Origin of the sequence: Streptomyces sp. NPDC005423, from assembly GCF_040606415.1 — a bacterium.
Classification (GTDB): domain Bacteria; phylum Actinomycetota; class Actinomycetes; order Streptomycetales; family Streptomycetaceae; genus Streptomyces.
This window is the reverse complement of sequence record NZ_JBEXET010000002.1, coordinates 476,832-501,832: the sequence shown is the minus strand read 5'-3', so window position 1 is coordinate 501,832 and position 25,001 is coordinate 476,832. Positions and strand designations below refer to the sequence as shown.

Annotated in this window: 20 protein-coding genes; 9 read left to right on the top strand and 11 right to left on the bottom strand. The window is 72.3% G+C overall.

What is annotated here, in order from left to right; translation table 11 throughout:
* Window positions 1–42 precede the first annotated feature (42 nt).
* Both ABZT12_RS06075 and ABZT12_RS06070 read right to left on the bottom strand, forming a co-directional pair.
* Entirely contained in the window at window positions 43–666 is a 624-nt protein-coding gene (locus ABZT12_RS06075) for a dihydrofolate reductase family protein (RefSeq protein WP_356377962.1), read from the bottom strand.
* A 110-nt stretch (window positions 667–776) separates the two neighbouring features.
* Window positions 777–1,823 carry a LacI family DNA-binding transcriptional regulator gene (locus ABZT12_RS06070; protein ID WP_356377959.1) on the bottom strand — a complete coding sequence of 349 codons (1,047 nt, stop codon included), beginning with the start codon at window positions 1,821–1,823 and terminating at the stop codon, window positions 777–779.
* A gap of 505 nt (window positions 1,824–2,328) precedes the next feature.
* On the opposite strand from ABZT12_RS06070, the gene ABZT12_RS06065 reads away from it, so the two are divergent.
* Genes ABZT12_RS06065 through ABZT12_RS06055 form a run of 3 tightly spaced genes read left to right on the top strand, consistent with a single transcriptional unit; the run spans window position 2,329 to window position 5,461 of the window.
* A complete protein-coding gene (locus ABZT12_RS06065; protein ID WP_356377956.1) occupies window positions 2,329–3,480 on the top strand; it encodes a Gfo/Idh/MocA family oxidoreductase in 1,152 nt (383 codons plus the stop codon).
* Window positions 3,477–4,628, top strand: coding sequence for a dihydrodipicolinate synthase family protein (locus tag ABZT12_RS06060; protein WP_356377954.1), 1,152 nt, complete (start codon window positions 3,477–3,479; stop codon window positions 4,626–4,628). The genes ABZT12_RS06065 and ABZT12_RS06060 overlap by 4 nt, the downstream gene beginning before the upstream one ends.
* A 35-nt stretch (window positions 4,629–4,663) precedes the next feature.
* The gene (locus ABZT12_RS06055) at window positions 4,664–5,461 is read left to right on the top strand and encodes a sugar phosphate isomerase/epimerase family protein (protein WP_356378123.1); all 798 of its coding nucleotides are present in this window, start codon (window positions 4,664–4,666) and stop codon (window positions 5,459–5,461) included.
* 226 nt (window positions 5,462–5,687) lie between these two features.
* Here the strand turns inward: ABZT12_RS06055 and rbsD are convergent, their stop codons facing one another.
* The 5 genes from rbsD to ABZT12_RS06030 form a co-directional block, all read right to left on the bottom strand.
* Window positions 5,688–6,077, bottom strand: a complete 390-nt coding sequence (gene rbsD / locus ABZT12_RS06050) for a D-ribose pyranase (RefSeq protein WP_356377952.1) — start codon at window positions 6,075–6,077, stop codon at window positions 5,688–5,690.
* On the bottom strand, window positions 6,074–6,976 hold the full coding sequence (locus ABZT12_RS06045) for a ribokinase (RefSeq protein ID WP_356377950.1): 903 nt from the start codon (window positions 6,974–6,976) through the stop codon (window positions 6,074–6,076). Before ABZT12_RS06045 ends, rbsD begins: the two co-directional genes overlap by 4 nt.
* Before the next feature lie 69 nt (window positions 6,977–7,045).
* A complete protein-coding gene (locus tag ABZT12_RS06040) occupies window positions 7,046–8,995 on the bottom strand; it encodes a substrate-binding domain-containing protein (protein WP_356377948.1) in 1,950 nt (649 codons plus the stop codon).
* Entirely contained in the window at window positions 8,985–10,514 is a 1,530-nt protein-coding gene (locus ABZT12_RS06035) for a sugar ABC transporter ATP-binding protein (RefSeq protein WP_356377945.1), read from the bottom strand. The genes ABZT12_RS06040 and ABZT12_RS06035 overlap by 11 nt, the downstream gene beginning before the upstream one ends.
* Entirely contained in the window at window positions 10,511–11,539 is a 1,029-nt protein-coding gene (locus ABZT12_RS06030) for a LacI family DNA-binding transcriptional regulator (RefSeq protein ID WP_356377942.1), read from the bottom strand. Before ABZT12_RS06030 ends, ABZT12_RS06035 begins: the two co-directional genes overlap by 4 nt.
* 190 nt (window positions 11,540–11,729) lie before the next feature.
* On the opposite strand from ABZT12_RS06030, the gene ABZT12_RS06025 reads away from it, so the two are divergent.
* The 3 genes from ABZT12_RS06025 to ABZT12_RS06015 all read left to right on the top strand — a co-directional run bounded on the left by ABZT12_RS06025 (window position 11,730) and on the right by ABZT12_RS06015 (window position 16,907).
* Window positions 11,730–13,070: a hypothetical protein gene (locus tag ABZT12_RS06025; RefSeq protein ID WP_356377939.1), complete on the top strand. Its 1,341-nt coding sequence runs from the start codon at window positions 11,730–11,732 to the stop codon at window positions 13,068–13,070.
* Between the two features lie 48 nt (window positions 13,071–13,118).
* Window positions 13,119–15,374, top strand: a complete 2,256-nt coding sequence (locus tag ABZT12_RS06020; RefSeq protein WP_356377936.1) for an ATP-dependent RecD-like DNA helicase — start codon at window positions 13,119–13,121, stop codon at window positions 15,372–15,374.
* 234 nt (window positions 15,375–15,608) lie between these two features.
* Complete coding sequence (locus tag ABZT12_RS06015; protein ID WP_356377933.1) at window positions 15,609–16,907, top strand: citrate synthase; 1,299 nt, start codon at window positions 15,609–15,611, stop codon at window positions 16,905–16,907.
* A 638-nt stretch (window positions 16,908–17,545) separates the two neighbouring features.
* Here the strand turns inward: ABZT12_RS06015 and ABZT12_RS06010 are convergent.
* Together ABZT12_RS06010 and ABZT12_RS06005 are read right to left on the bottom strand one after the other, a co-directional pair.
* Window positions 17,546–19,801 (bottom strand): heavy metal translocating P-type ATPase, encoded by a 2,256-nt coding sequence (locus ABZT12_RS06010; RefSeq protein WP_356377929.1) that lies wholly within the window; start codon window positions 19,799–19,801, stop codon window positions 17,546–17,548.
* Between the two features lie 89 nt (window positions 19,802–19,890).
* Window positions 19,891–20,130, bottom strand: a complete 240-nt coding sequence (locus ABZT12_RS06005) for a heavy-metal-associated domain-containing protein (RefSeq protein ID WP_356377926.1) — start codon at window positions 20,128–20,130, stop codon at window positions 19,891–19,893.
* 200 nt (window positions 20,131–20,330) lie between these two features.
* Here ABZT12_RS06005 and ABZT12_RS06000 point away from each other — a divergent pair, with 200 nt between their 5' ends.
* Window positions 20,331–21,425, top strand: coding sequence for a zinc-dependent alcohol dehydrogenase family protein (locus ABZT12_RS06000; protein WP_356377923.1), 1,095 nt, complete (start codon window positions 20,331–20,333; stop codon window positions 21,423–21,425).
* Here ABZT12_RS06000 and ABZT12_RS05995 read toward each other — a convergent pair.
* Together ABZT12_RS05995 and ABZT12_RS05990 are read right to left on the bottom strand one after the other, a co-directional pair.
* A complete protein-coding gene (locus ABZT12_RS05995) occupies window positions 21,406–21,969 on the bottom strand; it encodes a GNAT family protein (RefSeq protein ID WP_356377920.1) in 564 nt (187 codons plus the stop codon). The two genes, ABZT12_RS06000 and ABZT12_RS05995, sit on opposite strands and share 20 nt — an antisense overlap.
* Window positions 21,970–22,030: 61 nt before the next feature.
* Window positions 22,031–22,231, bottom strand: coding sequence for a MerR family transcriptional regulator (locus ABZT12_RS05990; protein WP_356377917.1), 201 nt, complete (start codon window positions 22,229–22,231; stop codon window positions 22,031–22,033).
* Between the two features lie 475 nt (window positions 22,232–22,706).
* Here ABZT12_RS05990 and iolC point away from each other — a divergent pair, with 475 nt between their 5' ends.
* Together iolC and ABZT12_RS05980 are read left to right on the top strand one after the other, a co-directional pair.
* Window positions 22,707–23,657: a 5-dehydro-2-deoxygluconokinase gene (iolC, locus tag ABZT12_RS05985; protein WP_356377914.1), complete on the top strand. Its 951-nt coding sequence runs from the start codon at window positions 22,707–22,709 to the stop codon at window positions 23,655–23,657.
* Window positions 23,654–24,670, top strand: a complete 1,017-nt coding sequence (locus ABZT12_RS05980; protein ID WP_356377911.1) for a deoxyribose-phosphate aldolase — start codon at window positions 23,654–23,656, stop codon at window positions 24,668–24,670. Before iolC ends, ABZT12_RS05980 begins: the two co-directional genes overlap by 4 nt.
* The last annotated feature ends 331 nt before the right edge of the window (window positions 24,671–25,001 follow it).

Here is a 25,001-nt window from a genome sequence, read left to right as displayed (position 1 = left end):
GTGCGCACCCCCGGAGTGTGGTGAGACCGCCGCCGCACGGCGTCACGCCTCGTCGGCCGGCCGCCGGATCGGCTCGTAGACGGAGACCTGGGCCCCGGTCTTGGCGGTGATGGTGGAGACCATCTGGAAGGGGTGCGCGGTGCCGTCCGCGGGGAAGATCGTCTTGCCGCCGCCCAGGACCACCGGCATCACGATGAGCTGAAGCCGGTCGACGAGCCCGGCGCTCAGCAGGGCCCGGACGAGACTGGGGCTCCCCATCACGACCAGGTCCCGGCCGGTCTCCTCGCCCTCGTCCGCCCGCAGCTCACGGACGCGGGCGACGGCCCGGTCCGCGGGGATGCGCTCGGAGTTGTTCCAGGCGAGCAGCTCCGCGTCCTCCAGGGACCCCGAAACGACGTACTTCTTCAGGGAGTTCATCAAATCGGCGAAGGGGTCACCGGCCCGCTCGGGCCACGCGGCGGCCATCGTCAGCCAGGTACGCCGCCCGAACAGCAGCGCGCCGGCCTCCGCCAGTGACTCCGCGAACGCCCCGCCGACCACCTCGGCGTCGAAGTACGGCTCCGTCCAGCCGCCGTGCGCGAACCCGCCCTCGGTGTCCTCCTCGGGCCCCCCGGGCGCCTGTACGACCCCGTCCAGACTAATGAACTCGCTGACCACGACACGCATGACGATCTCCTCTTCGCTGATCCACGGCAGGGTTCCCGCTCAGCGGACTTCCTACGCTTCCCCCGTCACGGCCCAGACGGTCCCGGACGGCGGCGACCGTCACAGCGCCGCTACCTCCGCGGCGCCCCCGAAGACCCCCGGACCATCAACTCCCCCCGCACCGTGGCGATTCCGCCCGGCGGCGGTTCCTCCCGGCCCATCGCGATCCGTCCCGCCCGCGCCCCCGCCTCGGACAACGGCAACCGCACCGTCGTCAGCGAGGGCACCGCGTCCACACTGAACGGAAGATCGTCGAACCCGGCGACGGACACGTCGTCCGGAATCCGCAGCCCCGACTCCCGCAGCGCGGCACACGCCCCCACCGCGACGGAGTCGTTCGCGGCGACGACGGCCGTCAGGGACGGGTCGCGCCGCAGCAGTTCCAGCGTCGCCTCGTAGCCGGACCGCCGGTCGTAGCGCCCGTGCACGGTCCACCGCGGGTCCTCGGTGATCCCGTGCGCGGCCAGCGCCTCGCGGTGCCCCTCCAGCCGGTGCCGGGTCGTCGTCCGCTCCTCCGGCCCCGCGATGTAGCCGAGCCGCCGGTGCCCGAGCCCGATCAGATGCTCGGTCAGCTCCCGTCCGCCCCCACGGTTGTCGAAGGTCAGCGCGAACGCCCCCGTGTCCGGGGCCGGCGGCCGGCCGCACAGCACCACCCGGGTCCCCGCCTCGCCCAGCTTGCGCAGCTTCGCCGCGACCGCCGCCGCGTGCGGCGCGTTCTCCATGGCCCCGCCGGTCAGCACCACGGCCGCCGCCCGCTGCCGCTGGAGCAGGGTGAGGTAGGTCAGTTCGCGCTCCGGGGACCCGCCCGTGTTGCACACCACCGCGAGCCGCTCCCCGCCCGCCCGGCCGCCCGGCCCCCCGATCTCGGACTGGATGGCACCGGCCATGATCCCGAAGAAGGGGTCGGCGATGTCGTTGACGAGGATGCCCACGAGGTCGGAGGTGGCGGCCGCGAGGGCGCTCGCCGGGCCGTTCAGTACGTAGTCCAGCTCGTCCACGGCCCGCAGCACCCGCTCGCGGGTGGTGGCCGCCACCGGGTAGTTCCCGTTCAGCACGCGCGACACCGTCGCGGGCGAGACCTGTGCGCGGGCCGCCACGTCCGCCAGGGTCACCGTCATCTCGTCGTCCTCCGGTCGCGCATCTCTTCGTACCTCGTTGTACGTCGTCGTACGTCGTCGTCTACGTCGTCGTCGGGCCGGCACTTGTCGGGCCGGGACCTGTCGTGCTGTCGTGCTCGAACCAGGCGTGCCGGGCCGCGTGGGTCGGCACGCCTCGTGCTGGGCCGCGCCGGGCCGCCGCGGGCCCGGGCGGACCATGGCGGTGCTCGTCGCGGATGGTGCGGGTGGTGCGGATGGTGCGGTGTCGCGGACGTCGCCGACGGCCGTGGCGGACCTCCCCGACGGCCGCCGCGGGCCCTGTCCACTGCCGTAGCAGACCATATGGCCCGCGCCCCGGTGCCGTTCGCCCCCTCGAACAACTCGCCCACCGTCATGCTCTTGTACAGACCACTGGTCAGAGGCTAGCTTCTCCTTGGATAGAAAGCGCTTGCTGGGTGGCTCAACAGTGATGTGAGGGGCGTACGCGGCGCGCACTACCGCGTACACCACCTATGGAGGGAATGACGTGACACGCAAGACGGTGCGGATCGCCATGAACGGCGTGACCGGGCGCATGGGGTACCGCCAGCACCTCGTCCGCTCCATCCTCGCCCTGCGCGAGCAGGGCGGACTCGCCCTCGGCGACGGGACGGTGCTCTGGCCGGAACCCGTCCTGGTCGGCCGCCGTGAGCACGCGCTGCGGGCGATCGCCGAGCGGCACGGGCTCGACCACTGGACCACGGACGTGGACGCGGTGCTCGCCGACGAGAGCGTGGACATCTACTTCGACGCCCAGGTCACCTCGGCCCGCGAGGAGGCGATCGGCAAGGCCGTCGCCGCCGGGAAGCACGTCTACACCGAGAAGCCGACGGCGACAGGCCTCGCGGGCGCCCTGGAACTGGCCCGGCTCGCCGACGCGGCGGGCATCAAGCACGGCGTCGTCCAGGACAAGCTCTTCCTGCCGGGCCTGCTCAAGCTCAAGCGGCTCATCGACGGCGGCTTCTTCGGCCGGATCCTGTCCGTCCGGGGCGAGTTCGGCTACTGGGTCTTCGAAGGCGACTGGCAGTCCGCCCAGCGCCCCTCCTGGAACTACCGTGCCGAGGACGGCGGTGGCATCGTTGTCGACATGTTCCCGCACTGGGAGTACGTCCTGCACGAGCTGTTCGGCCGGGTGAGATCCGTGCAGGCCATCGCCACCACCCACATCCCGCAGCGCTGGGACGAGAACGGCAAGCCCTACGGCGCGACCGCCGACGACGCCGCCTACGGCATCTTCGAACTCGACGGCGGCGCGATCGCCCAGATCAACTCCTCCTGGGCCGTGCGCGTCAACCGTGACGAACTGGTCGAGTTCCAGGTCGACGGCACCGAGGGCTCCGCCGTCGCCGGCCTGCGCAACTGCCGGGTGCAGCACCGCAGTTCCACCCCCAAGCCGGTCTGGAACCCGGACCTCCCGGCCACCGAGTCCTTCCGCGACCAGTGGCAGGAGGTGCCCGACAACGCCGAGTTCGACAACGGCTTCAAGGCCCAGTGGGAGCTGTTCCTGCGGCACGTCTACGCCGACGCCCCTTACCACTGGGACCTGCTGGCCGGCGCCCGAGGCGTCCAACTCGCCGAACTGGGGCTGAGGTCGTCCGCCGAGGGCCGCCGTCTCGACGTCCCGGAGATCGCGCTGTGACCCTCCGACTCCCGGACGCTCGGGGCGGGTTGCGGGTGTACGAGCCCCGGTCCGAACCCCTCGCCGTCACCCCCGGCACCCCGTTCACCTCTCGTACGGTGTTCTCGGCGGCGCATGTCGTCGCCGACCCGTTCGCCGATGTGTCGCCCGACTCGGCCCCCGCCGTCGACTGGGACGCCACGCTCGCCTTCCGCCGCCACCTCTGGTCCCACGGGCTCGGGGTCGCCGAGGCGATGGACACCGCCCAGCGCGGGATGGGCCTGGACTGGCCCGGGGCGGCCGAGCTGATCCGCCGCTCCGCCGCCGAGGCCGCCGCCGTCGGCGGCGAGATCGTCTGCGGGGTGGGTACCGACCAGCTCACCGGCGGCTCCCTGGCCGACGTACGGGCCGCGTACGAGGAGCAGTTGGCCCTCGTCGAGGAGTCGGGCGCACAGGCCGTCCTGATGGCCTCACGGGCGCTCGCGGCCGTCGCGAAGGGCCCCGAGGAGTACCTGGAGGTCTACGGCCACCTGCTGCGCCAGGCCGCCCGGCCGGTGATCCTGCACTGGCTGGGCCCGATGTTCGACCCGGCGCTCGCCGGTTACTGGGGGTCGGCCGACCTCTCCACGGCCACCGGCACCTTCCTGGAGGTCGTCGCCGCGCATCCGGAGAAGGTCGACGGCGTCAAGGTGTCGCTGCTGGAGGCCGGGCGGGAGATCGACATCCGCCGCCGGCTGCCGCGGGGCGTCCGCTGCTACACGGGCGACGACTTCCACTACCCCGAGCTGATCGCGGGCGACGAGCGCGGATTCAGCCACGCGCTGCTCGGCGTCTTCGACCCGCTCGGCCCGCTGGCCGCGGGGGCGGTCCGGGTCCTCGACACCGGTGACGTCGAGAGGTTCCGCGAACTCCTCGACCCCACCGTCGAGTTGTCCCGGCACCTGTTCCAGGCGCCGACCCGGTTCTACAAGACGGGCGTGGTCTTCCTGGCCTGGCTCGCCGGACACCAGACCCACTTCACCATGGTCGGAGGCCTCCAGTCGGCCCGCTCCCTCCCGCACCTCGCCCGTGCCTACGAACTCGCCGACGGCCTCGGCCTGTTCCCCGACCCGGAGCTCGCCGAGGACCGGATGAGGAACCTGCTCTCCCTGTACGGAGTGAACCAGTGAGCGAACCGGCGCCGGCGCGCTTCTCGATCAACCAGATGACGGTCAAGCAACTCGGCATTCCCGAACTGGTCGCCGCATGCGTGGAGTTGGGCATCGCGGGCGTCGGCCTCTGGCGCGAGCCGGTGCGGTCCTACGGCGTCGGGCCGGCCGCGAGACTGGTGCGGGACGCCGGGCTCGCCGTCACCACCCTGTGCCGGGGCGGCTTCCTCACCGCGATCGATCCCGAGGAGCGCGCCCGCGCCCTGGACGACAACCGCCGGGCCGTCGACGAGGCGGCCACGCTCGGCACCCGCACGCTGGTCCTCGTCTCCGGCGGGCTGCCCGCCGGCTCGAAGGACCTGCGCGGGGCGCGCGAGCGGATCGCCGACGCGCTGGCCGAGCTGGGGCCGTACGCCCAGGAGCGGGGTGTCCGCCTGGCGATCGAACCCCTCCACCCCATGTACGCCGCCGACCGCTGTGTGGTCTCCACCCTCACCCAGGCGCTCGACCTGGCGGAACGCTTCCCGGCGGAGCAGGTGGGCGTCACGGTCGACACGTACCACCTCTGGTGGGACGACACGGCTCCGGCGCAGATCGCCAGGGCGGGCGCGGGCGGCCGTATCCACACCTTCCAACTCGCCGACTGGACCACCCCGTTGCCCGAGGGCGTGCTCAACGGGCGCGGGCAGATCGGGGACGGCTCGATCGACATGCGGGAGTGGCGCGGGTACGTGGAGGCGGCCGGGTACACCGGCCCCATCGAGGTCGAACTCTTCAACGAGGGTCTCTGGGCGCGGGACGGGCGCGAGGTGCTCGCGGAGACCGCGGCACGGTTCGTGGAGCACGCGTGCTGAGCCGCTGAGCCCCGGTGGCGGGCACGTTCCGGGCCCGCGGAGAAATCTTGGAATTCCGTGCAACCCTTCCCCCGCGACGCGGGTCGTACAGGGCGTCGGGACTTCTGGGGGGAGATCCGGGGGGATCACGGAGTCCTGATGGCGGAGGGGAAAACCCGAGGGGGCCCGGTCGACGGACCGGGCCCCCTCGAATTTCCGTTACACATCTCCCCAGGCTGTCACGCTTTCAGAAGAACACCCCGCACCGCAGCAGCACGTTCGCGTACGGCCGCGCCTCGCCGGTCCGTACGACCAGGCGGGCGCCCGCCGACAGCTCCTTGAGCCGCTCGTGGGAGACGAGGAGCAGGTCGGGGAAGCACCCGTCCAGCAGCGTGGCCGCCGCCGGATTCGCCTCCCGCACCTCCCGCGCCGCCGTGGCGCCCTCCACCACCAGCTCGGCCAGCAGCCCGTCCAGCACCTCGGCGAACGACGGCACCCCGGCCCGGAACGCCAGGTCCACCACGCGCGGCCCGTCCGGTATCGGCATCCCGGCGTCGCACACCAGCACCCCGTCCCCGTGGCCCAACTCGGCCAGCGCGCCCGCGAGATGGCGGTTCAGAATCCCTGCCTTCCTCACAGCGCGTCGACCTCGTCCGCTGTCGGGAACGACACCTGCGCACCCTCCTTGGTGACCGCGGCGGCCCCGACCCGCGCCGCGTAGGCCGCCGCCTCCGCCAGCGACGCGCCCGCGCCCAGCCGCCAGGCCAGCGCCGCGGTGAACGCGTCCCCGGCGCCCGTCGTGTCCACGGCCTCCACCCGCACGGACGCCACCGAGGCCACCCCCTCCGCCGACGCCACCAGCGCGCCCCGCGCGCCCAGCGTGACGACCACCGAACGCGGCCCCTTCGCCAGCAAAATCCGCGCCCAGTCCTCGGGCCGCTCGCCCACGCACGCGTCCCCGAGGATCACCTTCGCCTCGTGCTCGTTGACGATCAGCGGGTCGCAGGCCGCCAGCACCTCGGCGGGCAGCGGCCGGGGCGGCGACGGATTCAGTACGAGACGGCTGCCGTCCGCGAGGTTCCGTACGACCTCCACGACCGTCTCCAACGGGATCTCCAGCTGGGTGGAGACCACCCGGGACGCCTGGAAGAGGCTGGTGGCGGCCCGGACGTCACCGGGGGTGAGCTTCCCGTTGGCGCCCGGGGAGACCACGATGCTGTTGTCCCCGGACGGGTCCACGGTGATCAGCGCCACCCCGGTGGGCGCGCCGCCGGCCAGCACGCCCACCGTGTCGACACCGGCGGCCCGCTGCGAGTCGAGCAGCAGCCGCCCGTACGCGTCGTCACCGACCCGGGCGAGCAGCGCCGTACGGGCTCCGAGCCGGGCGGCGGCGACCGCCTGGTTGGCTCCCTTGCCGCCCGGATGGACGGCCAGGTCGGAGCCGAGCACCGTCTCGCCGGCGGCCGGCCGCCGCTCGACGGCGATCACCAGGTCGGCGTTGGCCGAACCCACGACCAGAAGGTCGTAGTCGTACATGAAGTGACTCCCCACAGTGGTGACTTGGCGCGGTGCGGTGCGCGGTACGGCGGTGGCGCGGCCGGCTGCTCAGCCGGTGAACCCGGCCACATTCTGCTTGGTGACGACCTTCACCGGCACCTTCACCGTCGGCTGCACCTTCTTGCCCTGGGCGGCGTGCAGCGCGTTGTCGACGGCGATCCGGCCGAGCTGGCTCGGCTGCTGGGCGACCGAGGCGTACAGGGTGCCCGCCTTGACCGCGGTCAGACCGTCCGGGGTGCCGTCGAAGCCGACCACCGAGACCGACGTGCCGGCCTTGGAGCCCAGCGCCTTGATCGCGCCGAGCGCCATCTCGTCGTTGGCGGCGATGACGCCCTGGACGTCCGGGTGCGCCTGGAGCAGGTTCGACATCACGTCGAGGCCCTTGGTGCGGTCGAAGTCGGCCGGCTGCTGGGCGAGGACCTTGATGCCGGGGTAGGCCTTCAGCCCCTTCGCGAAGCCCTCCGCCCGCTCCCGCGCCGCCGAGGTGCCCGCCTGGCCCTGGAGGATCACGATCCGGCCCTGGCCGCCCAGCTTCTCGGCGACGGTCCTGGCGGCGAGCTCACCGCCGGCGATGTTGTCGGAGGCGACGAGCGCGTCCACGGCAGCCTTGTTGACGCCCCGGTCCACGGCGATCACGGGGATCTTCGCCTTGTCGGCGGCCTTCACGGAGTTGCTCGCCGCGTCCGAGTCCACCGGGTTGACGATGATCGCGCCGTACTGCGAACTGGTGAAGTTCTGAAGCTGGTTGGCCTGCTGGGAGGCGTCGTTCTGGGCGTCCGTGACCGTCAGGTCCAGGCCCAGCCGCTTCGCCTCGGCCTGCGCGCCCGACCGGATCTGCACGAAGAACGGGTTGTTCAGGGTGGAGAGCGACAGCCCGACCTTGGGCGTCGTGCTCGCCGACGACCCGTTGTGGAGGAAGGAGGTCGCGCCCACGATCGCCACGGTGACGACGGCCGCGAGCGCGTACGTCGTCGCCTGCCTGCCCTTGCCGCCACCGCCCGCGCCGGCGGCCACCGGCGTGGCACCGGCCTTGCGGCGCACGGTGTCGAGGAGCACCGCCAGCGCGATGACGACACCGATGACGACCTGCTGCCAGAAGGCGGACACCGAGAGGAGGTTGAGGCCGTTGCGCAGCACCGCCAGTATCAGCGCGCCGATCAGCGTCCCCGAAGCCTTGCCGGTGCCGCCCGCCAGGGAGGCACCGCCGATGACGACCGCGGCGATCGCGTCCAGCTCGTAGCCGTCGGCGGCCTGCGGCTGCGCGGAGGAGAGCCGGGAGGCGAGCACGATGCCCGCCGCGGCGGCGAAGACCCCGGACAGGGCGTAGATGGCGAGCTTCTGCTTCCGCACGCGCAGACCCGAAAGCCGCGCGGCCTCCTCGTTGCCGCCGATCGCGTACATGGACCGGCCGATGTACGTGCGGCCGAGCACGAAGGCCGCGATCAGCCCCATCACGATCATGACGAGCACCGGCACCGGCAGCCAGCCGCCGAGGGTGTCGCCCAGGTGCGAGACGGAGGAGGGGAAGGCGATCGGGGAGCCCTGCGAGATCACCAGGGCCAGACCGCGGCCCACCGAGAGCATGGCGAGCGTGGCGATGAACGGCGGCAGTTTGCCGTAGGCGATCAGGAAGCCGTTGACCAGGCCGGCCGCGATACCGGTGGCGATCGCGAGGATCACCGCGAGGACGACCGGGACGCCGTGCTGGGTGGCGGTCCAGGCGAGGACGGTGGCCGACAGGGCCGCCACCGAACCGACCGACAGGTCGATGCCCGCCGAGACGATCACGAAGGTGACACCGAAGGCGAGGATGGCGGTCACGGCGGCCTGGACGCCGACGTTCAGCAGGTTGTCGGTGGTGAGGAAGTCGCCGGAGAGCGCCGACATGGCGACGACCAGGACGATGAGCGCGGTCAGCGCCCCGTTGTCCAGCAGCAGCCTGCGGATACCCGAGGCGCCACTCGCGCCCGGCGTGCTCTTGAGCGTGTCAGTGGCCACGGTGGCCCTCCACAGCGGTAGTTGCGTGCGTTGGTGTGCTGACGGCGAGTGCCATCACGGAGTCCTGGGTGGCCTCACCGGCGCGGAGTTCGCCCGCGATCCGGCCCTGGGCCATCACCAGCACCCGGTCGCTCATGCCGAGGACCTCCGGCAGATCGCTGGAGATCATCAGGACGGCGGCGCCGGCTGCCGTCAGCTCGTTGATCAGCTGGTAGATCTCGACCTTGGCGCCGACGTCGATCCCGCGCGTCGGCTCGTCGAGGATCAGCACCCTGGTGTCGGCGAGCAGCCACTTGCCGATGACGACCTTCTGCTGGTTGCCGCCGGACAACGTCCGTACGTGCTGGCCGAGTCCGGCCATCCGCACGCCCAGCTGCCCGGCGATCCGGGCCGCCGACTCGAGCTGCTTCTTCCGGTCGACGAGGCCGCCTCTGGTGGCGGCCCGCAGGGTGACCAGCCCGAGGTTCTCCGCCACCGACTGGTCGAGTACGAGCCCCTGGCCCTTGCGGTCCTCGGGCACCAGCCCGATCCCGGCCGCCAGGGCCGCGTTGACGTCGTGCCGGCGCAGCGCGGCGCCGTCCACCCGCACGGCCCCCGTGTCGTAGGGGTCGGCCCCGAAGACCGCGCGGGCGACCTCCGTCCGGCCGGCCCCGACGAGCCCGGCGACACCGACGACCTCACCGGCCCGCACCTCGAAGCTCACGTCGTGGAAGACACCGTCCCGGGTGAGCCCCTCGACGGTGAGCAACGCGGCCCCGGTGTCGGCCCGTTCACGCGGGTACTGCTGCTCGATGGAACGGCCCACCATCAGCCGTACGAGTTCGTCCTCGGGCGTGGTGGCGGGCACCTGGCCGACGCTCCTGCCGTCGCGGATGACGGTGACCCGGTCGCCCAGGGCGGCGATCTCGTCCAGGTGGTGGGTGATGAAGACGATCCCGACGCCGTCCTCGCGCAGGGTGCGCACGATCGCGAAGAGCTTCTCGACCTCCTCGGAGGTGAGCACGGCGGTCGGCTCGTCCATGATCAGGACCCGGGTGTCCAGGCTGAGCGCCTTCGCGATCTCGACCATCTGGAGCCGGGCGATGCCGAGTTCACGCACGAGCGCGCGCGGCTCCACGTTCACACCGACGCGCTGCAGGAGGACGGCGGCGTCCGCCTCCATCCGCTTGCGGTCGATCATCCCGTAGCGGCGCGGCTGGCGGCCCAGGAAGATGTTCTCGGCGACCGTCAGGTCGGGGACGAGGTTGAACTCCTGGTAGATGGTGGCGATCCCGAGACGCTCGGAGTCCTGCGCACCGTGGATGCGCACCTCCTCGCCCCCGACCAGGATGCGCCCGCCGTCGGGACGGTAGGCGCCGGAGAGCATCTTGATGAGGGTGCTCTTGCCGGCGCCGTTCTCACCGAGCAGCACATGGACCTCGCCCCGGCGCAGATCGAAGTCGACGCCGTCCAGCGCGACCACTCCGGGAAAGGTCTTGCGTATGCCCTCGATGCGCAGCAACTCGTCCTGGTTGCTCACGAATGGCTCCTTCGAACAGGGGATGGCCCGGGGTCCGGCTCGCCGCAGGAGCGGCGCACCACGAGCCGGGCGGGAAGGGTGACGGACTGCGGGGGCCGCCCCTCGATCCGGTCGACCAGGGCGCGCACGGCGGCCCGCCCCAACTCGCCCGTGGGCTGGGCGATCGCGGTGATCGGCGGATCGGTGTGCACGAACCAGCGGATGTCGTCGAACGCGGCCAGCGCGATGTCCTCGGGAATCCGAAGTCCCCGCGCGCGCACGGCGTCCAGCGCGCCCAGGGCCATCAGGTTGTCGGCCGCGAAGACGACCTCGGGCGGCTCCGGGAGGTCGAGGAAGCCCTCGGTGACCCGGCGTCCGCTCTCGGCCTGGAAGTCGCCCTGCCCGATATAGACGTCCGGCAGGGGTATCCCGTACTCGGCGAGCGCCTCCCGGAACGCCTCGACGCGCTCGCTGCCGGTGGTGGTGGCCGCCGGGCCCGCGATGATGGCGAGCCGGCGGTGCCCCAGGGCGTGCAGATGCGCCACGAGGTCCCGCACGGCCCCCCGGCCGTCGGACCGGACGACCGGCACGTCCACGCCCGGGATCCACCGGTCCACGAAGACCATCGGCGTCCCCGCGCGCGCGGCGTCCAGGATGCCGGGCGACCCGCCGTCGGCGGGCGAGACGAGCAGTCCGTCGATACGGCGGTCCAGCAGCGTCCGTACGTGGTGGTCCTGGAGGTCGGGCCGCTCGTCGGCGTTGCCGATGATGACGCTGTAGCCGAGCGCGCGGGCCTCCTCCTCGACGGAGCGGGCCAGTTCGGTGAAGTAGGGGTTCAGCACATCGCTGATGACCAGGCCGAGGGTGCGGGTCTGGTCGGTGCGCAGGGACCGGGCGACGGCGTTCGGGCGGTAGCCCAGGGCCTCGACGGCGGCCAGCACACGGGTGCGCGCGTCGGCGCTCACGGACGGATGGTCGTTGAGCACACGGGACACCGTGGCCACGGACACACCCGCCTCGGCGGAGACATCCTTGATGCTCGCCATCGCCGCTCCACCTCCTCGTGGAATCGATTACACGGAGGATTGGAATCGATTACACGGCGCGGAATCAACCCCTCCGGAGCGGCTGAGACCAGATCGTGACTGCGGGCCCGGGTGAACCGACGGGTCCCGCGTGCCGTTGTGGATCACGGTTTCCCGAACGTGTCGGGGCGGAAAGCGGGGGTGACGCGCGATGGCAGACGGACCGACGGGTTCTCCCACCGACTCGGAGGAGTACCCGCCCTTCTACCTCGACCAGCCGCAGGGGCCGTGGGACTTCACACCGGGCGGAACCGCGTCGCACGCGAGCCCGCAGCCCCCGGTCTACGAACAGGCCGCCGCCCAGCCGCCACCCCCGGCACAGTTTGTCGCGAACTACGAACGCGCGGTGGCGCAGGAGCGCGGGATCCGCGCGTTCGCGCCCCCGGCCCTCGACGCGGAGGAGCTGTTCCTGCGGGATCTGCGGCGCGCCGAGGCAGCCAGCCTCGACGACTCGCGGCCGCCGCAGGCCGTCCAGGACGAGGAGGCGCGGTTCCAGGAGGCCCTGCGACGCGCCGAGGAAGCCAGCCTCACCGACTCGCGGCCGCCGCAGGCCGTCCAGGACGAGGAGGCGCGGTACCGGCGACAAGTGGAGGAGGCGCTGAGGCTCAGCCGCAACGCGATGCGTCAGTCGGCGGAACCGGAGGCGCGGCAGCCGGCGGAGCACGAGGCGCAGCGGTCGGCAGCGCCAGGGGTGCCGTGGATGGGGGCGCAGGAGTGGGCGTGGCCGCAGGAGGCGGAGCAACGGGCGCAAGCTGCCCACTCGGTGAGGTCCGAGGCGGACGGGTCGCTGCAGGCGCGGGAGACGGAGCAACGGGCGCAAGGCGCCCACTGGGCGGGGTCCCAGGAGCAGGCGTGGCCGCGAGCGCAGGAGGGGCGGCGGCAGGCGCAAGACGCCCCGCGGGCTGAGCCCCAGACGGATGATTGGCTGCTGGCGCAGGAGGGGCGGCGGCAGGCGCAAGACGCCCGCTGGGTCGGGGCCCAGGGGGATGCCTGGCCGCAGACGCGGGAGGTACAGCAGTCGGCGCGAGACGCCCACTGGGCGGCGACGCAGGAGCGGGCGTGGCCGCAGGCGCAGGAGGCGCAGTGGGCGACGGCCCAAGCGGATGCGGGGCCGCGGCCGCATGACGTCCCGGCGGCGTCGGCGCAGCCGGATCCGCCGCCCGTCCCGCCCGGCCCGGAGTCCCTGCGCGCCACTTCAGGGCCCCTGGGCTGGGAGTTGGACCCGTACGCGTTCCAGGTGGCCGCGGGGGGACAGCCGGGGGCGATCGCGAACGAGTCCGGGGCGGACCCGGCCGCGTTCGAGACGGCCGCTCGGCAGGCCACGCGCGAGAGGGAGGCTCGGGCGTCGTCCGGGCGGGGCCCCGAGAACCCGATCGGCGGTGCCGCGCACGGCTACTCGCCGCCCGTGTCGGGGACCGGCGCGGAGCCCCCGCCGACGGGGGCCTGGGCGCGGCGGGCCGCCGCCTTGCAGAACCGGCCACGGTCCCGCTGAGACACCGCCGCCGCCACTGTTGTCGGACCCGGCCGGTACCGTCGGATCATGTCCAATCAGGCGGGGAACCCCACGGGCGAGCGGCGGCTCGCGACGCTCGAAGGCGTCCTGGAGCGGATCACGTACGCCAACGAGGAGAACGGCTACACGGTCGCCCGGGTGGACACCGGCCGCGGCGGCGGAGACCTGCTGACGGTCGTCGGCGCGCTGCTCGGCGCGCAGGTCGGCGAGTCCCTGCGGATGGAGGGCCGTTGGGGCTCGCACCAGCAGTACGGCAAGCAGTTCACCGTGGAGAACTACACGACGCTGCTGCCCGCCACCGTCCAGGGCATCCGCCGCTACCTCGGCTCCGGGCTCGTCAAGGGCATCGGGCCCGTCTTCGCCGACCGGATCACCCAGCACTTCGGGCTGGACACCCTGCGGATCATCGAGGAGGAGCCCAAGCGGCTCGTCGAGGTGCCCGGGCTCGGTCCCAAGCGCACGAAGAAGATCGCCGACGCCTGGGAGGAGCAGAAGGCGATCAAGGAGGTCATGCTCTTCCTCCAGACCGTCGAGGTCTCCACCTCGATCGCGGTCCGCATCTACAAGAAGTACGGCGACGTGTCGATCTCCGTCGTGAAGAACCGGCCCTACCGGCTGGCCTCCGACGTCTGGGGCATCGGTTTCCTCACCGCCGACAAGATCGCCCAGTCCGTCGGCATCCCGCACGACAGCCCCGAGCGCGTCAAGGCGGGCCTGCAGTACGCCCTTTCGCAGGCGACCGACCAGGGCAACTGCTATCTCCCCGAGGAGCGCCTGATCGCGGACGCCGTCAAACTCCTCCAGGTCGACACCGGTCTCGTCATCGAGTGCCTCGCCGAACTGGCGCTGCCGGACGAGGAGTCGGGCGACCCCGGTGTCGTACGGGAGAAGGTCCCCGGCCCCGACGGCGAGGCGGAACCCGTCACCGCCGTCTACCTCGTCCCCTTCCACCGCGCCGAACTCTCCCTCGCCGCCCAGCTGCGCCGGCTGCTGCGCGCCGAGGAGGACCGGATGCCCGCCTTCAACGACGTGGCGTGGGACAAGGCGCTGGCCTGGCTGCGGGGGCGCACGGGTGTGGAGCTGGCTCCCGAGCAACAGGCCGCCGTGCGGCTCGCGTTGACGCAGAAGGTCGCCGTCCTGACCGGCGGCCCCGGCTGCGGCAAGTCGTTCACCGTGCGCTCGATCGTCGAGCTGGCCCGCGCCAAGAAGGCCCGGGTCGTCCTCGCCGCGCCCACCGGCCGGGCCGCCAAGCGGCTGGCCGAACTCACCGGCGCCGAGGCGTCCACCGTCCACCGGCTGCTGGAACTCAAGCCCGGCGGCGACGCGGCGTACGACAAGGAACGGCCCCTGGACGCCGACCTGGTGGTCGTCGACGAGGCCTCCATGCTCGATCTCCTGCTCGCCAACAAGCTCGTCAAGGCGGTGCCGCCGGGTGCCCACCTGCTCTTCGTGGGAGACGTGGACCAGCTGCCCAGCGTCGGCGCCGGCGAGGTGCTGCGCGATCTGCTGGCCGACGGCGGCCCGGTCCCGGCGGTGCGCCTCACCCGGGTGTTCCGCCAGGCCCAGCAGTCGGGCGTGGTGACCAACGCGCACCGCATCAACTCCGGTCAGCACCCGGTCACGGACGGCATGAAGGACTTCTTCCTCTTCGTCGAGGACGACACGGAGGAGACGGGCCGGCTCACCGTGGACGTGGCGGCCCGGCGGATCCCGGCCCGGTTCGGACTCGACCCGCGCCGGGACGTGCAGGTGCTCGCGCCCATGCACCGCGGACCGGCCGGCGCCGGCACCCTCAACGGGCTGCTCCAGCAGGCGATCACGCCCGGCCGCCCCGACCTGCCCGAGAAGCGGTTCGGCGGCCGGGTCTTCCGGGTCGGCGACAAGGTCACCCAGATCCGCAACAACTACGACAAGGGCGAGAACGGCGTCTTCAACGGGACCGTCGGCGTGGTCACCTCCCTCGACCCGGTCGACCAGCGCCTCACGGTGCTGACCGACGAGGACGAGGAGGTCCCGTACGACTTCGACGAACTGGACGAGCTGGCGCACGCGTACGCGGTGACCATCCACCGCTCCCAGGGCAGCGAGTACCCGGCGGTGGTGATCCCGGTCACCACGGGCGCGTGGATGATGCTCCAGCGGAACCTGCTCTACACGGCGGTGACCAGGGCCAAGCGGCTGGTCGTCCTGGTGGGGTCGCGCAGGGCGATAGGCCAGGCGGTGCGCACGGTGTCGGCGGGCCGGCGCTGCACGGCGCTGGATTTCCGGCTCGCGGGCGGGTGACCCGGCACGGGCGACCCGCGCACCACGAAAAATGATCGATCAAATGAGTCGCGAAGGTCACAGAGCTCTTCCAGAGCCCGGGGTGGAGGAGGCAGGATGAGCAGGTTGGCGGCACTGAGTGCCGCCAATAGGCCCAATGCTCGACCCCGAGTGCACTCTCGTGCGCCAAATGGGGGATGGTAGAGACAGTCAGGGCAACCTCGAAGAAGAGGCACAACGTCGGTGAGGGATGACGTGAGCGAGCACACCAAGAACGCTGTAGTACTGCGGTTCGGCGACGGCGAGTACACCTACCCGGTGATCGACAGCACCGTCGGGGACAAGGGCTTCGACATCGGGAAGCTCCGCGCCCAGACCGGTCTGGTGACCCTGGACAGCGGCTACGGAAACACCGCCGCCTATAAATCCGCCATCACCTACCTCGACGGCGAGCAGGGCATCCTCCGGTACCGCGGCTACCCGATCGAGCAGCTGGCCGAGCGCTCCACCTTCGTGGAGGTCGCCTACCTGCTCATCAACGGTGAGCTTCCCACCGTCGACGAGCTCACCGTCTTCAAGAACGACATCACGCAGCACACCCTGCTGCACGAGGACGTCAAGAACTTCTACAAGGGCTTCCCGCGCGACGCCCACCCGATGGCGATGCTCTCCTCGGTCGTCTCGGCGCTGTCCACCTTCTACCAGGACAGCCACAACCCGTTCGACGAGAAGCAGCGCAACCTCTCCACGATCCGCCTGCTCGCCAAGCTTCCGACGATCGCGGCGTACGCGTACAAGAAGTCGATCGGCCACCCCTTCGTCTATCCGCGCAACGACCTCGGCTACGTCGAGAACTTCCTGCGGATGACCTTCTCGGTGCCGGCGCAGGAGTACGACCTCGACCCGGTCGTCGTCTCCGCGCTCGACAAGCTGCTGATCCTGCACGCGGACCACGAGCAGAACTGTTCGACCTCGACGGTCCGTCTGGTCGGCTCCTCGCAGGCCAACATGTTCGCGTCGATCTCGGCCGGCATCAACGCGCTGTGGGGCCCGCTGCACGGCGGTGCCAACCAGTCCGTGCTGGAGATGCTGGAGGGCATCCAGGCCTCCGGCGGCGACGTCGACTCCTTCATCCGCAAGGTGAAGAACAAGGAGGACGGCGTCCGGCTGATGGGCTTCGGCCACCGGGTCTACAAGAACTTCGACCCGCGCGCGAAGATCATCAAGGCGGCGGCGCACGACGTCCTCTCGGCGCTCGGCAAGTCCGACGAGCTGCTGGACATCGCGCTGAAGCTGGAGGAGCACGCGCTCTCCGACGACTACTTCGTCTCGCGCAGCCTCTACCCGAACGTCGACTTCTACACCGGTCTGATCTACCGGGCGATGGGCTTCCCGACCGAGATGTTCACGGTCCTCTTCGCCCTGGGCCGCCTCCCGGGCTGGATCGCCCAGTGGCACGAGATGATCAAGGAGCCCGGCTCCCGCATCGGCCGCCCGCGCCAGATCTACACGGGCGTGGTCGAGCGTGACTTCGTGCCGGTCGAGGGACGCTGACCCCTCAAGTACCGCACTCAGGAGGCGAAGAGAGCCTTCAGAAAAAAAGAAGGCGCCCTGGCGACGGTCCCCCCACGGGCCGGCGTCCAGGGCGCCTTCCCATGTCCCGGTGCGGATTCCCCCCACGGGATCCGGCCGGGCGTCTGTGAGAAAACCAGCGCCTGAATCGCTGTTGAGCCGAAGCTCGGTGAGCCGAGAGCTCGATGAGCCGAAGCCCGATCGAGCCGGAGCTCGGTTGAGCAGAACGAGCAAAAGTGCTCGCACCGCCCCTGGGTGCGCTCTGCCGGGACATCGCACGCACGGGAGGGCCGCTCAAAGCTCCCCGGTGTACGTGTCCCGGCAACGCATTACTGAGGAAGTCCCCCAAGACATCCCCAGATGCCGGTTCGCGCCCCCCAAGACGCTTGCCGACATCGTCAACTTAGACCTTCGTACCCCTTCGATGGTTACATTCACATCACTGTGATCTGCGTCTCTTGCATATGTCCGTTAGGTACGCAAGAGCCCCGAAACCCCGAACGGGGCACCAGCGTAAGGATGATGCGCGAGCCTTGTGAAGAGCTTATGTGAGGCTCGCTCCGGACTCTAGAGGGACTCTTACTTCCGGTACCGGTAACTCCCGGTAACTTGCGGGGATTTCAGCGGAACCCGCGCAGCCGGAGGCTGTTGGTCACCACGAACACCGAGGAGAAGGCCATGGCGGCCCCCGCGATCATCGGGTTCAGCAGCCCGGCGGCGGCCAGTGGCAGCGCGGCCACGTTGTAGCCGAAGGCCCACACGAGGTTGCCCTTGATGGTGGCGAGCGTCCGCCGGGAGAGCCGGATGGCGTCCGCGGCCACCCGCAGATCCCCGCGCACCAGCGTCAGGTCGGCCGCCTCGATCGCCGCGTCCGTCCCGGTGCCCATCGCGAGTCCCAGATCGGCGGTGGCGAGCGCCGCCGCGTCGTTCACGCCGTCGCCCACCATGGCGACGGTCCGGCCCTCGCCGCGCAGTCGCCGTACGACGTCGGCCTTCTCCTCGGGCAGCACCTCGGCGATCACGTCCGCGGGATCGATGCCCACGGCGCGGGCGACCGCCTCGGCGACCGTCCGGTTGTCCCCGGTCAGCAGGATCGGCGTGAGCCCGAGGGCGCGCAGCCGCCGTACGGCCTCCGCGCTGGTCTCCTTCACCGCGTCGGCGACCGCGAGGACGCCGCGCGCCGTCCCGTCCCAGCCGACCACCACGGCCGTACGGCCGCCGCTCTCCGCTGCCGACCTCGCGCGGGCCAACTCCTCGGGCAGGGTGGCGAAGAGGCGCCCCACGGCCACTTCGCGCCCCTCGACCCGCCCACGCACGCCGCGCCCGGGGACGTTCTCGAAGTGCTCGGCGCGGGGCAGCGGTCCCACCCGCTCCTCGGCGCCGGCCGCGACGGCGCGGGCGACGGGGTGTTCGGAGGCGTGCTCCAGGGCGCCCGCGAGCCGCAGCACCTCGGTCTCGTCGGCGCCGTCCGCGACGTGGATCTCCTGGAGGGTCATGCGGCCGGTGGTGACCGTGCCGGTCTTGTCCAGGACGACGGTGTCGACGCGGCGGGTGGACTCCAGGACCTCGGGGCCCTTGATCAGGATGCCGAGCTGGGCGCCGCGTCCGGTGCCGACCATGAGCGCGGTCGGGGTGGCCAGGCCCAGGGCGCACGGGCAGGCGATGATCAGGACGGCGACGGCAGCCGTGAACGCGGCGACCGTGTCCCCGGTGACCCCGAGCCACCCGCCGAAGGTGGCGAGCGCGAGCAGCAGGACGGCCGGCACGAAGATCCCGGAGATCCGGTCGGCGAGCCGCTGCACCTGGGCCTTGCCGTTCTGCGCGTCCTCCACCAGCCGTGCCATGCGGGCGAGTTGGGTGTCCGAGCCGACGCGGGTCGCCGCCACCACGAGCCGGCCGCCGGCGTTCACGGTCGCGCCGGCGACGGACGAGCCGGCCGCGACGTCCACCGGGACCGACTCGCCGGTCAGCATGGAGGCGTCGACCGCGGAGACGCCCTCGACCACCGTGCCGTCGGTGGCGATCTTCTCCCCGGGCCGTACGACGAAGTGGTCGCCGACCGCCAACCGGCTGACGGGGAGCCGCACTTCACGCCCGTCGCGCAGTACCGTCACGTCCTTCGCGCCGAGTTGGAGCAGGGCGCGCAGGGCGGCCCCGGCGCGGCGCTTGGAGCGCGCCTCCAGATAGCGGCCCAGCAGGATGAACGCGACGACCCCGGCGGCGACTTCGAGATAGAGCGTCGAGGCGCCGTCCGTACGCGAGACGGTGAGGCTGAACTCGTCGTGCATGCCGGTCATGCCCGCGTCGCCCCAGAACAGCGCCCACAGTGACCAGCCGAACGCGGCGAGCGTGCCCACCGAGACGAGGGTGTCCATGGTCGCCGCGCCGTGCCGCGCGTTGGTCCAGGCGGCCCGGTGGAAGGGCAGGCCGCCTTGGACGACCACGGGTGCGGCGAGGGCGAGCGCCACCCACTGCCAGCCGTCGAACTGCAGGGCCGGGACCATGGAGAGCAGGACGACGGGCAGGGCGAGGACGGCGGAGACGGTGAACCGCGTGCGCAGGGCGGCGAGTTCGGGGTCCTCGGGCGGCTCGGCGTCGGTCCGCGGCGGCTCGGGTGCGGGCGGCGGAGGTTCCTCGGCCGTGTATCCGGTCTTCACCACGGTGGCGATCAGGTCGGCCACCTGGATCCCGGCCGGGTAGCTGACCTTCGCCTTCTCCGTCGCGTAGTTGACCGTGGCGCTGACGCCGTCCAGCCGGTTGAGCTTCTTCTCGACGCGGGCCGCGCACGAGGCGCAGGTCATCCCGCCGATGAGCAGCTCGACGTCGGTGGTCCGCGCCGGGGCGGCCGGGGGTGTGCCGGTGGTGGTGCTGGGCATGTCCGGACTCCAGACATCGGACCGGACCGCACGGAGCCGGTATCAGCCGGTCGGTACGGCCCGGTCGGAGAGCAGAGGGGTGCGGGCGCTCAGACCCGCTCGACGAGCTCGAAGCCCGCCTCGTCGACGGCCGCGCGGACGGCGGCCGGGTCGAGCGGGGCGGCGGAGACGACCGTGACCTCGCCGGTGGCGGCGACGGCCTGCACCGCGCTGACGCCGGGGAGCCCGGAGAGTTCACCGGAGACGGCGCCCTCGCAGTGTCCGCAGCTCATTCCGCTCACCTGGTAGACGGCGGTGACGGAAACCGGGGTGTCGGTCTGGGCGGTCATGTCGTTCTCCTAGTCGAGGCGTGTGTGGCCTGCGTGGCCCAGGGTGGCTCATCTTCACTCAGAGTATACCCCTAGGGGGTATTTCTCCAAGGGGGGTCGCGCGGGCCGGGGAGCGGGTGTGGCGGCACCCCGCGTCCTGGCTCGCGTTAGCGTTCGGCCCCAGGACGATGACCGGCGGCGGAACGAGCGGGAGGCGCCTGATGCGAGCTGTGGTCTTCGAGCGGTACGGGGAGCGGCCCGAGGTGCGGGAGGTGGCCGACCCGCTCCCCGCCGGGCACGGGGTCGTGGTGCGTGTCGAGGCGACCGGGCTGTGCCGCAGCGACTGGCACGGCTGGCAGGGCCACGACCCGGACATCGCGCTGCCGCATGTGCCGGGCCACGAACTCGCCGGTGTGGTCGAGGCGGTGGGGGACCGGGTCACCGACTGGCGCCCCGGGGACCGGGTGACCGTGCCGTTCGTGTGCGCGTGCGGAAGCTGCGGGGCGTGCGCGGCGGGCGATCAGCAGGTGTGCGAGCGGCAGACCCAGCCGGGGTTCACGCACTGGGGTTCCTTCGCCCAGTACGTGGCGCTGGACCACGCCGACGTGAACCTGGTCGCGGTACCGGAGGCGATGTCCTTCGCGACGGCGGCCTCGCTCGGCTGCCGGTTCGCCACGGCGTTCCGCGCGGTGGTGCGGCAGGGCCGGGTGGCGGCGGGGGAGTGGGTCGCGGTGCACGGCTGCGGGGGAGTGGGACTGTCGGCGGTGATGATCGCCGCCGCTGCCGGGGCCCGGGTCGTCGCCGTCGACGTCTCGCCCCGAGCCCTGGAGCTGGCGCGGAGGTTCGGAGCGGCGGTGTGCGTGGACGCGGCCACCACCGTGGACACCGCGCTCGCGGTGCGCGAGCTGACCGGTGGCGGCGCCCACCTCTCCCTGGACGCCCTCGGGTCACCGGCCACCTGCGCCGCCTCGGTGAACGGCCTGCGCCGCCGGGGCCGCCACGTCCAGGTCGGCCTGCTGCCCTCGCCGGCCGGCACCACCCCGGTCCCGATGGCCCGCGTGATCGCCCTGGAACTCGAACTCCTCGGCAGCCACGGCATGGCCGCGCACACCTACCCGCCCCTGCTGGAACTGGTCGCGTCGGGCCTCCTGCGCCCCGACCTCCTGGTCACCTCGGCCGTGCCCCTGGCCGCCGCCCCGGCCGCCCTGGCGGCGATGGGTACGGCGGCCGGGCCGGAGTCCGCAACGGTGTCGGCGGAGTCCGGGACGGTGTCGGTGGCGGGGGCAGGGGTGACGGTCATCGAACCGTGGGCCTGAGCGCGGCCCACTCCCGGTCCAGCACCGCCATGATCACCTCGTCGACCCACTCGCCGTCCCGCAGGTGCGCCTCGCGACGCACGCCCTCGACCACGAAGCCGACCTTCTCGTAGACCCGGCGGGCCCGGGGATTATTGCCGTAGACCGCCAACTCGACGCGGTGCAGGCCGAGTTGTTCGAAGGCGTGCTGGATGACGAGCCGGGTCGCCTCGGTGCCGACGCCCCGGCCGCGACCGCGCGGACCGATCAGGGTGCGGAACGTACAGCTACGGGCGGCCGGGTCCCAGTCGTGCAGGACGACCTCGCCGAGAACCTCGCCGGTGACCGGCTCGGTGACCGCGAGGTCGAGGCGGTCGGGCCGGTCCGACCGGGAGCCGTACCAGGAGCGCAGGCCGTCCAGGGTCAGTTCGGTCGAGGGTCCGAAGGTGAAACGGACGACCTCGGGGTCCCGCACCAGCTCCCACATGGTGTCGGCGTCGGCCTCGGTGAAGGGGCGCAGGACGGTCTTTCCGCCGGTGAGGACCGGCTTGGCGGAGAAGTTCATGGGACGACTGTGCCCCACCCGGAGGCGGGGCACGGAGTCGTCGTCGGCTTTCCCCGGGGGGTCAGTGGTCGCCGCGGCTCCGGTTGCGGGGGCGGGAGGCCACCCACGCGCGGACCGTGTCGGCGTACCAGTAGGGCTTGCCGCCCTCCACGTGGTCGGGCGGCGGCAGCAGTCCGTGCTTGCGGTAGGAGCGGACGGTGTCCGGCTGGACCCGGATGTGCGCAGCGATCTCCTTGTACGACCAGAGCCGGCGGTCGGTCATGAGGGCACCTCCCCGCGCGCGCCACGGCGGCGGCCGGGGGGCCGGTCGCGGGGGGCGCCGTGCGCTGCGCTGGCGATCACAAATCTGTGCCTCGTGAACGACGCGGAGTGAGGGCCGGGACGTGCCTGTCGTGCGGGTGTGACGCAAAACCCGTGTACAGGCGATATGCGTGACACAGCGGGGACGTTTGTGACGAAGGTGACGCAGAGGCGTACGCCGGGCCGTGGGCGCGGCGCGTTGACACCGGCCGGAGAGACGTCCGGAAAACCCGCCGGGCGACCCGGACGGAGGCGGGGAGGCGGCACCGGACGGCCGGTCTCGTCCGAATGTCCGGACAAAACATTGACAGGGCGCCGGGCGCGGGGCTAGAAACCGGGGAGAGCCGATACGGAAGCCGACACGGAAGCCGACGCGAGCCGGTCCAGGGCACCGGACGAGGGCAGCGGTACGAAGGCAGCGGTACGAAGGGAAGTCGATGGCGTACGACCTGATCACCATGGGGCGGATCGGAGTGGACCTCTACCCGCTCCAGGCGGGCGTCCCGCTGGCCCAGGTGTCGACCTTCGGGAAGTTCCTCGGCGGTTCGGCGACCAACGTCGCCGTCGCGGCGGCCCGGCTGGGACGGTCCACCGCCGTCATCACCCGCACCGGCGACGACCCGTTCGGGACCTACCTGCACGAGGCGCTGCGCGGCTTCGGCGTCGACGACCGCTGGGTCACCCCGGTCGCCGGCCTGCCGACCCCGGTCACCTTCTGCGAGGTCTTCCCGCCGGACGACTTCCCGCTCTACTTCTACCGGCAGCCCAAGGCGCCCGACCTCGAACTCGACGCCCACGACCTGGACTTGGACGCCATCAAGGAGACCCGCGTCTTCTGGATGACCGGCACGGGCCTGAGCGAGGAGCCCAGCCGTACGGCGACCCTCGCGGCCCTCGCCCACCGCGCCAAAGCCGGTACGACGGTCTTCGACCTCGACTGGCGGCCCATGTTCTGGAAGGACCCCGCCTCCGCGCGCCCCTTCTACGAAGAGGCCCTGCGCCACACCACCGTCGCCGTCGGCAACCTCGACGAGGTGGAGGTCGCCACCGGCGTCCGCGAACCGCACGCCGCCGCCCGCGCCCTCCTCGACGCCGGAGTCGAACTCGCCGTCGTCAAGCAGGGGCCCAAGGGTGTCCTCGCGGTCAGCCGGGACGGCGAGTCGGCCGAGGTGCCGCCGCTGCCCGTCACCGTCCTCAACGGACTCGGCGCGGGCGACGCCTTCGGCGGCTCGCTCTGCCACGGCCTGCTGGCGGGCTGGGACCTGGAGCGGACCATGCGCCACGCCAACGCGGCCGGGGCGATCGTCGCCTCGCGCCTGGAGTGCTCCTCCGCGATGCCCACGGCCGCCGAGGTCGCCGACGCGCTCGCCGCCGGAGCGGTGAAGTGAGGGCGGCCCGGGTGCCCGGCGCCGAGCACGAGGGCGCGGACGCCGTGACGCACGCGCGACCGGACCGCGAGGGCGGCCACGCGGTGCCGCACGCCCACCGGAACCACGAGGGCGTCACCGGCCCCCGCGTGGACATCTCCGAGCTGGTCCGGGTCCGCGCCCGGCACCCCGAGGCGATCGCCGAGGCCGCCGCCCGCCGCGCCCGCCGCCCGCTGCTCAACGAGGACGGCCGGCTGATGATCGTCGCCGCCGACCACCCCGCGCGCGGCGCCCTCGGCGTCGGCGGCCGGCGGCTCGCCATGGCCAACCGCGCCGACCTCCTGGAACGCCTCTGCCTCGCGCTGTCGCGCCCCGGCGTGGACGGGGTCCTCGCGACCGCCGACATCCTCGACGACCTGCTGCTGCTCGGCGTCCTCGACCACAAGGTCGTCATGGGCTCCATGAACCGGGGCGGACTCCAGGGCGCCGCCTTCGAACTCGACGACCGCTTCACCGGCCACCGCGCCCAGGACATCGAGCGGCTCGGCTTCGACGCGGGCAAGCTGCTGCTGCGCATCGACTACGACGACCCGGGCTCGCTGACCACCCTGGAGTCCAGCGCCCGCGCCGTCGACGACATGGCCGCACGCCGGCTCCCCGTCTTCGTCGAGCCGTTCATCAGCGGCCGTACTCCCGAGGGCAGGCTGCGCAACGACCTCTCCGCCGAGGCGGTCACCAGGTCGATCGCCATCGCCTCGGGCCTGGGCGGCAGTTCGGCCTACACCTGGCTCAAGCTGCCCGTCACCGAGAACCCCGACGACATGGCCCAGGTCATGGAGACCTCGACGCTGCCCGCCGTGCTCCTCGGCGGTGAGGTCGGCGGCTCCGTCGAGGAGCAGGACGGCGCCTACGAGAAGTGGCGCGGCGCCCTCCGACTCCCCACCGTGCGGGGCCTGGTGGTGGGCCGTTCGCTGCTGTACCCGGCGGACGGCGATGTGACCGCCGCCGTGGACACCGCCGTCGGGCTGCTGTGAGGGCCGGATGAGTGGTGAGCTGTACGTCGCGCGGGGTGCCACCCCCGGCGCCGGGCACGCCCCGGGTGTCGGCCCCGGGCGGGCCGGCCGCGCGTACAGCGGTCTCCCGGGCCGGGACGGCGAGTTCGCCGGAGTCCATGGCTCCGGACACACGCCCCGGGGCACCCGGGCACAGATCGCCTCCGGCGCGGGCAGCCGCCCCGCCCTGGCAGGAGCGGAGGGCGAGCGACGACTCCCCGCTCGCTGCGGCCCCGCGCCGGAGGTTTCACGGAGCACGCCCGGCGGCCGGCGGCCGTCCGGTCCGCCGTGCCGCCACGACGGGCAACACCCA

Excerpts from the sequence above, each read along its gene's own strand:
- ABZT12_RS06000 (WP_356377923.1), top strand. The coding sequence starts at position 20,331 with ATGCGAGCTGTGGTCTTCGAGCGGTACGGGGAGCGGCCCGAGGTGCGG.
- ABZT12_RS06010 (WP_356377929.1), bottom strand. The coding sequence starts at position 19,801 with ATGCCCAGCACCACCACCGGCACACCCCCGGCCGCCCCGGCGCGGACC.
- ABZT12_RS06075 (WP_356377962.1), bottom strand. The coding sequence starts at position 666 with ATGCGTGTCGTGGTCAGCGAGTTCATTAGTCTGGACGGGGTCGTACAG.
- ABZT12_RS06025 (WP_356377939.1), top strand. The coding sequence starts at position 11,730 with ATGGCAGACGGACCGACGGGTTCTCCCACCGACTCGGAGGAGTACCCG.
- ABZT12_RS05990 (WP_356377917.1), bottom strand. The coding sequence starts at position 22,231 with ATGACCGACCGCCGGCTCTGGTCGTACAAGGAGATCGCTGCGCACATC.
- ABZT12_RS06070 (WP_356377959.1), bottom strand. The coding sequence starts at position 1,823 with ATGACGGTGACCCTGGCGGACGTGGCGGCCCGCGCACAGGTCTCGCCC.
- ABZT12_RS05995 (WP_356377920.1), bottom strand. The coding sequence starts at position 21,969 with ATGAACTTCTCCGCCAAGCCGGTCCTCACCGGCGGAAAGACCGTCCTG.
- ABZT12_RS06030 (WP_356377942.1), bottom strand. The coding sequence starts at position 11,539 with ATGGCGAGCATCAAGGATGTCTCCGCCGAGGCGGGTGTGTCCGTGGCC.
- iolC (WP_356377914.1), top strand. The coding sequence starts at position 22,707 with ATGGCGTACGACCTGATCACCATGGGGCGGATCGGAGTGGACCTCTAC.
- ABZT12_RS06045 (WP_356377950.1), bottom strand. The coding sequence starts at position 6,976 with ATGTACGACTACGACCTTCTGGTCGTGGGTTCGGCCAACGCCGACCTG.
- ABZT12_RS06055 (WP_356378123.1), top strand. The coding sequence starts at position 4,664 with ATGACGGTCAAGCAACTCGGCATTCCCGAACTGGTCGCCGCATGCGTG.
- ABZT12_RS06020 (WP_356377936.1), top strand. The coding sequence starts at position 13,119 with ATGTCCAATCAGGCGGGGAACCCCACGGGCGAGCGGCGGCTCGCGACG.
- ABZT12_RS06005 (WP_356377926.1), bottom strand. The coding sequence starts at position 20,130 with ATGACCGCCCAGACCGACACCCCGGTTTCCGTCACCGCCGTCTACCAG.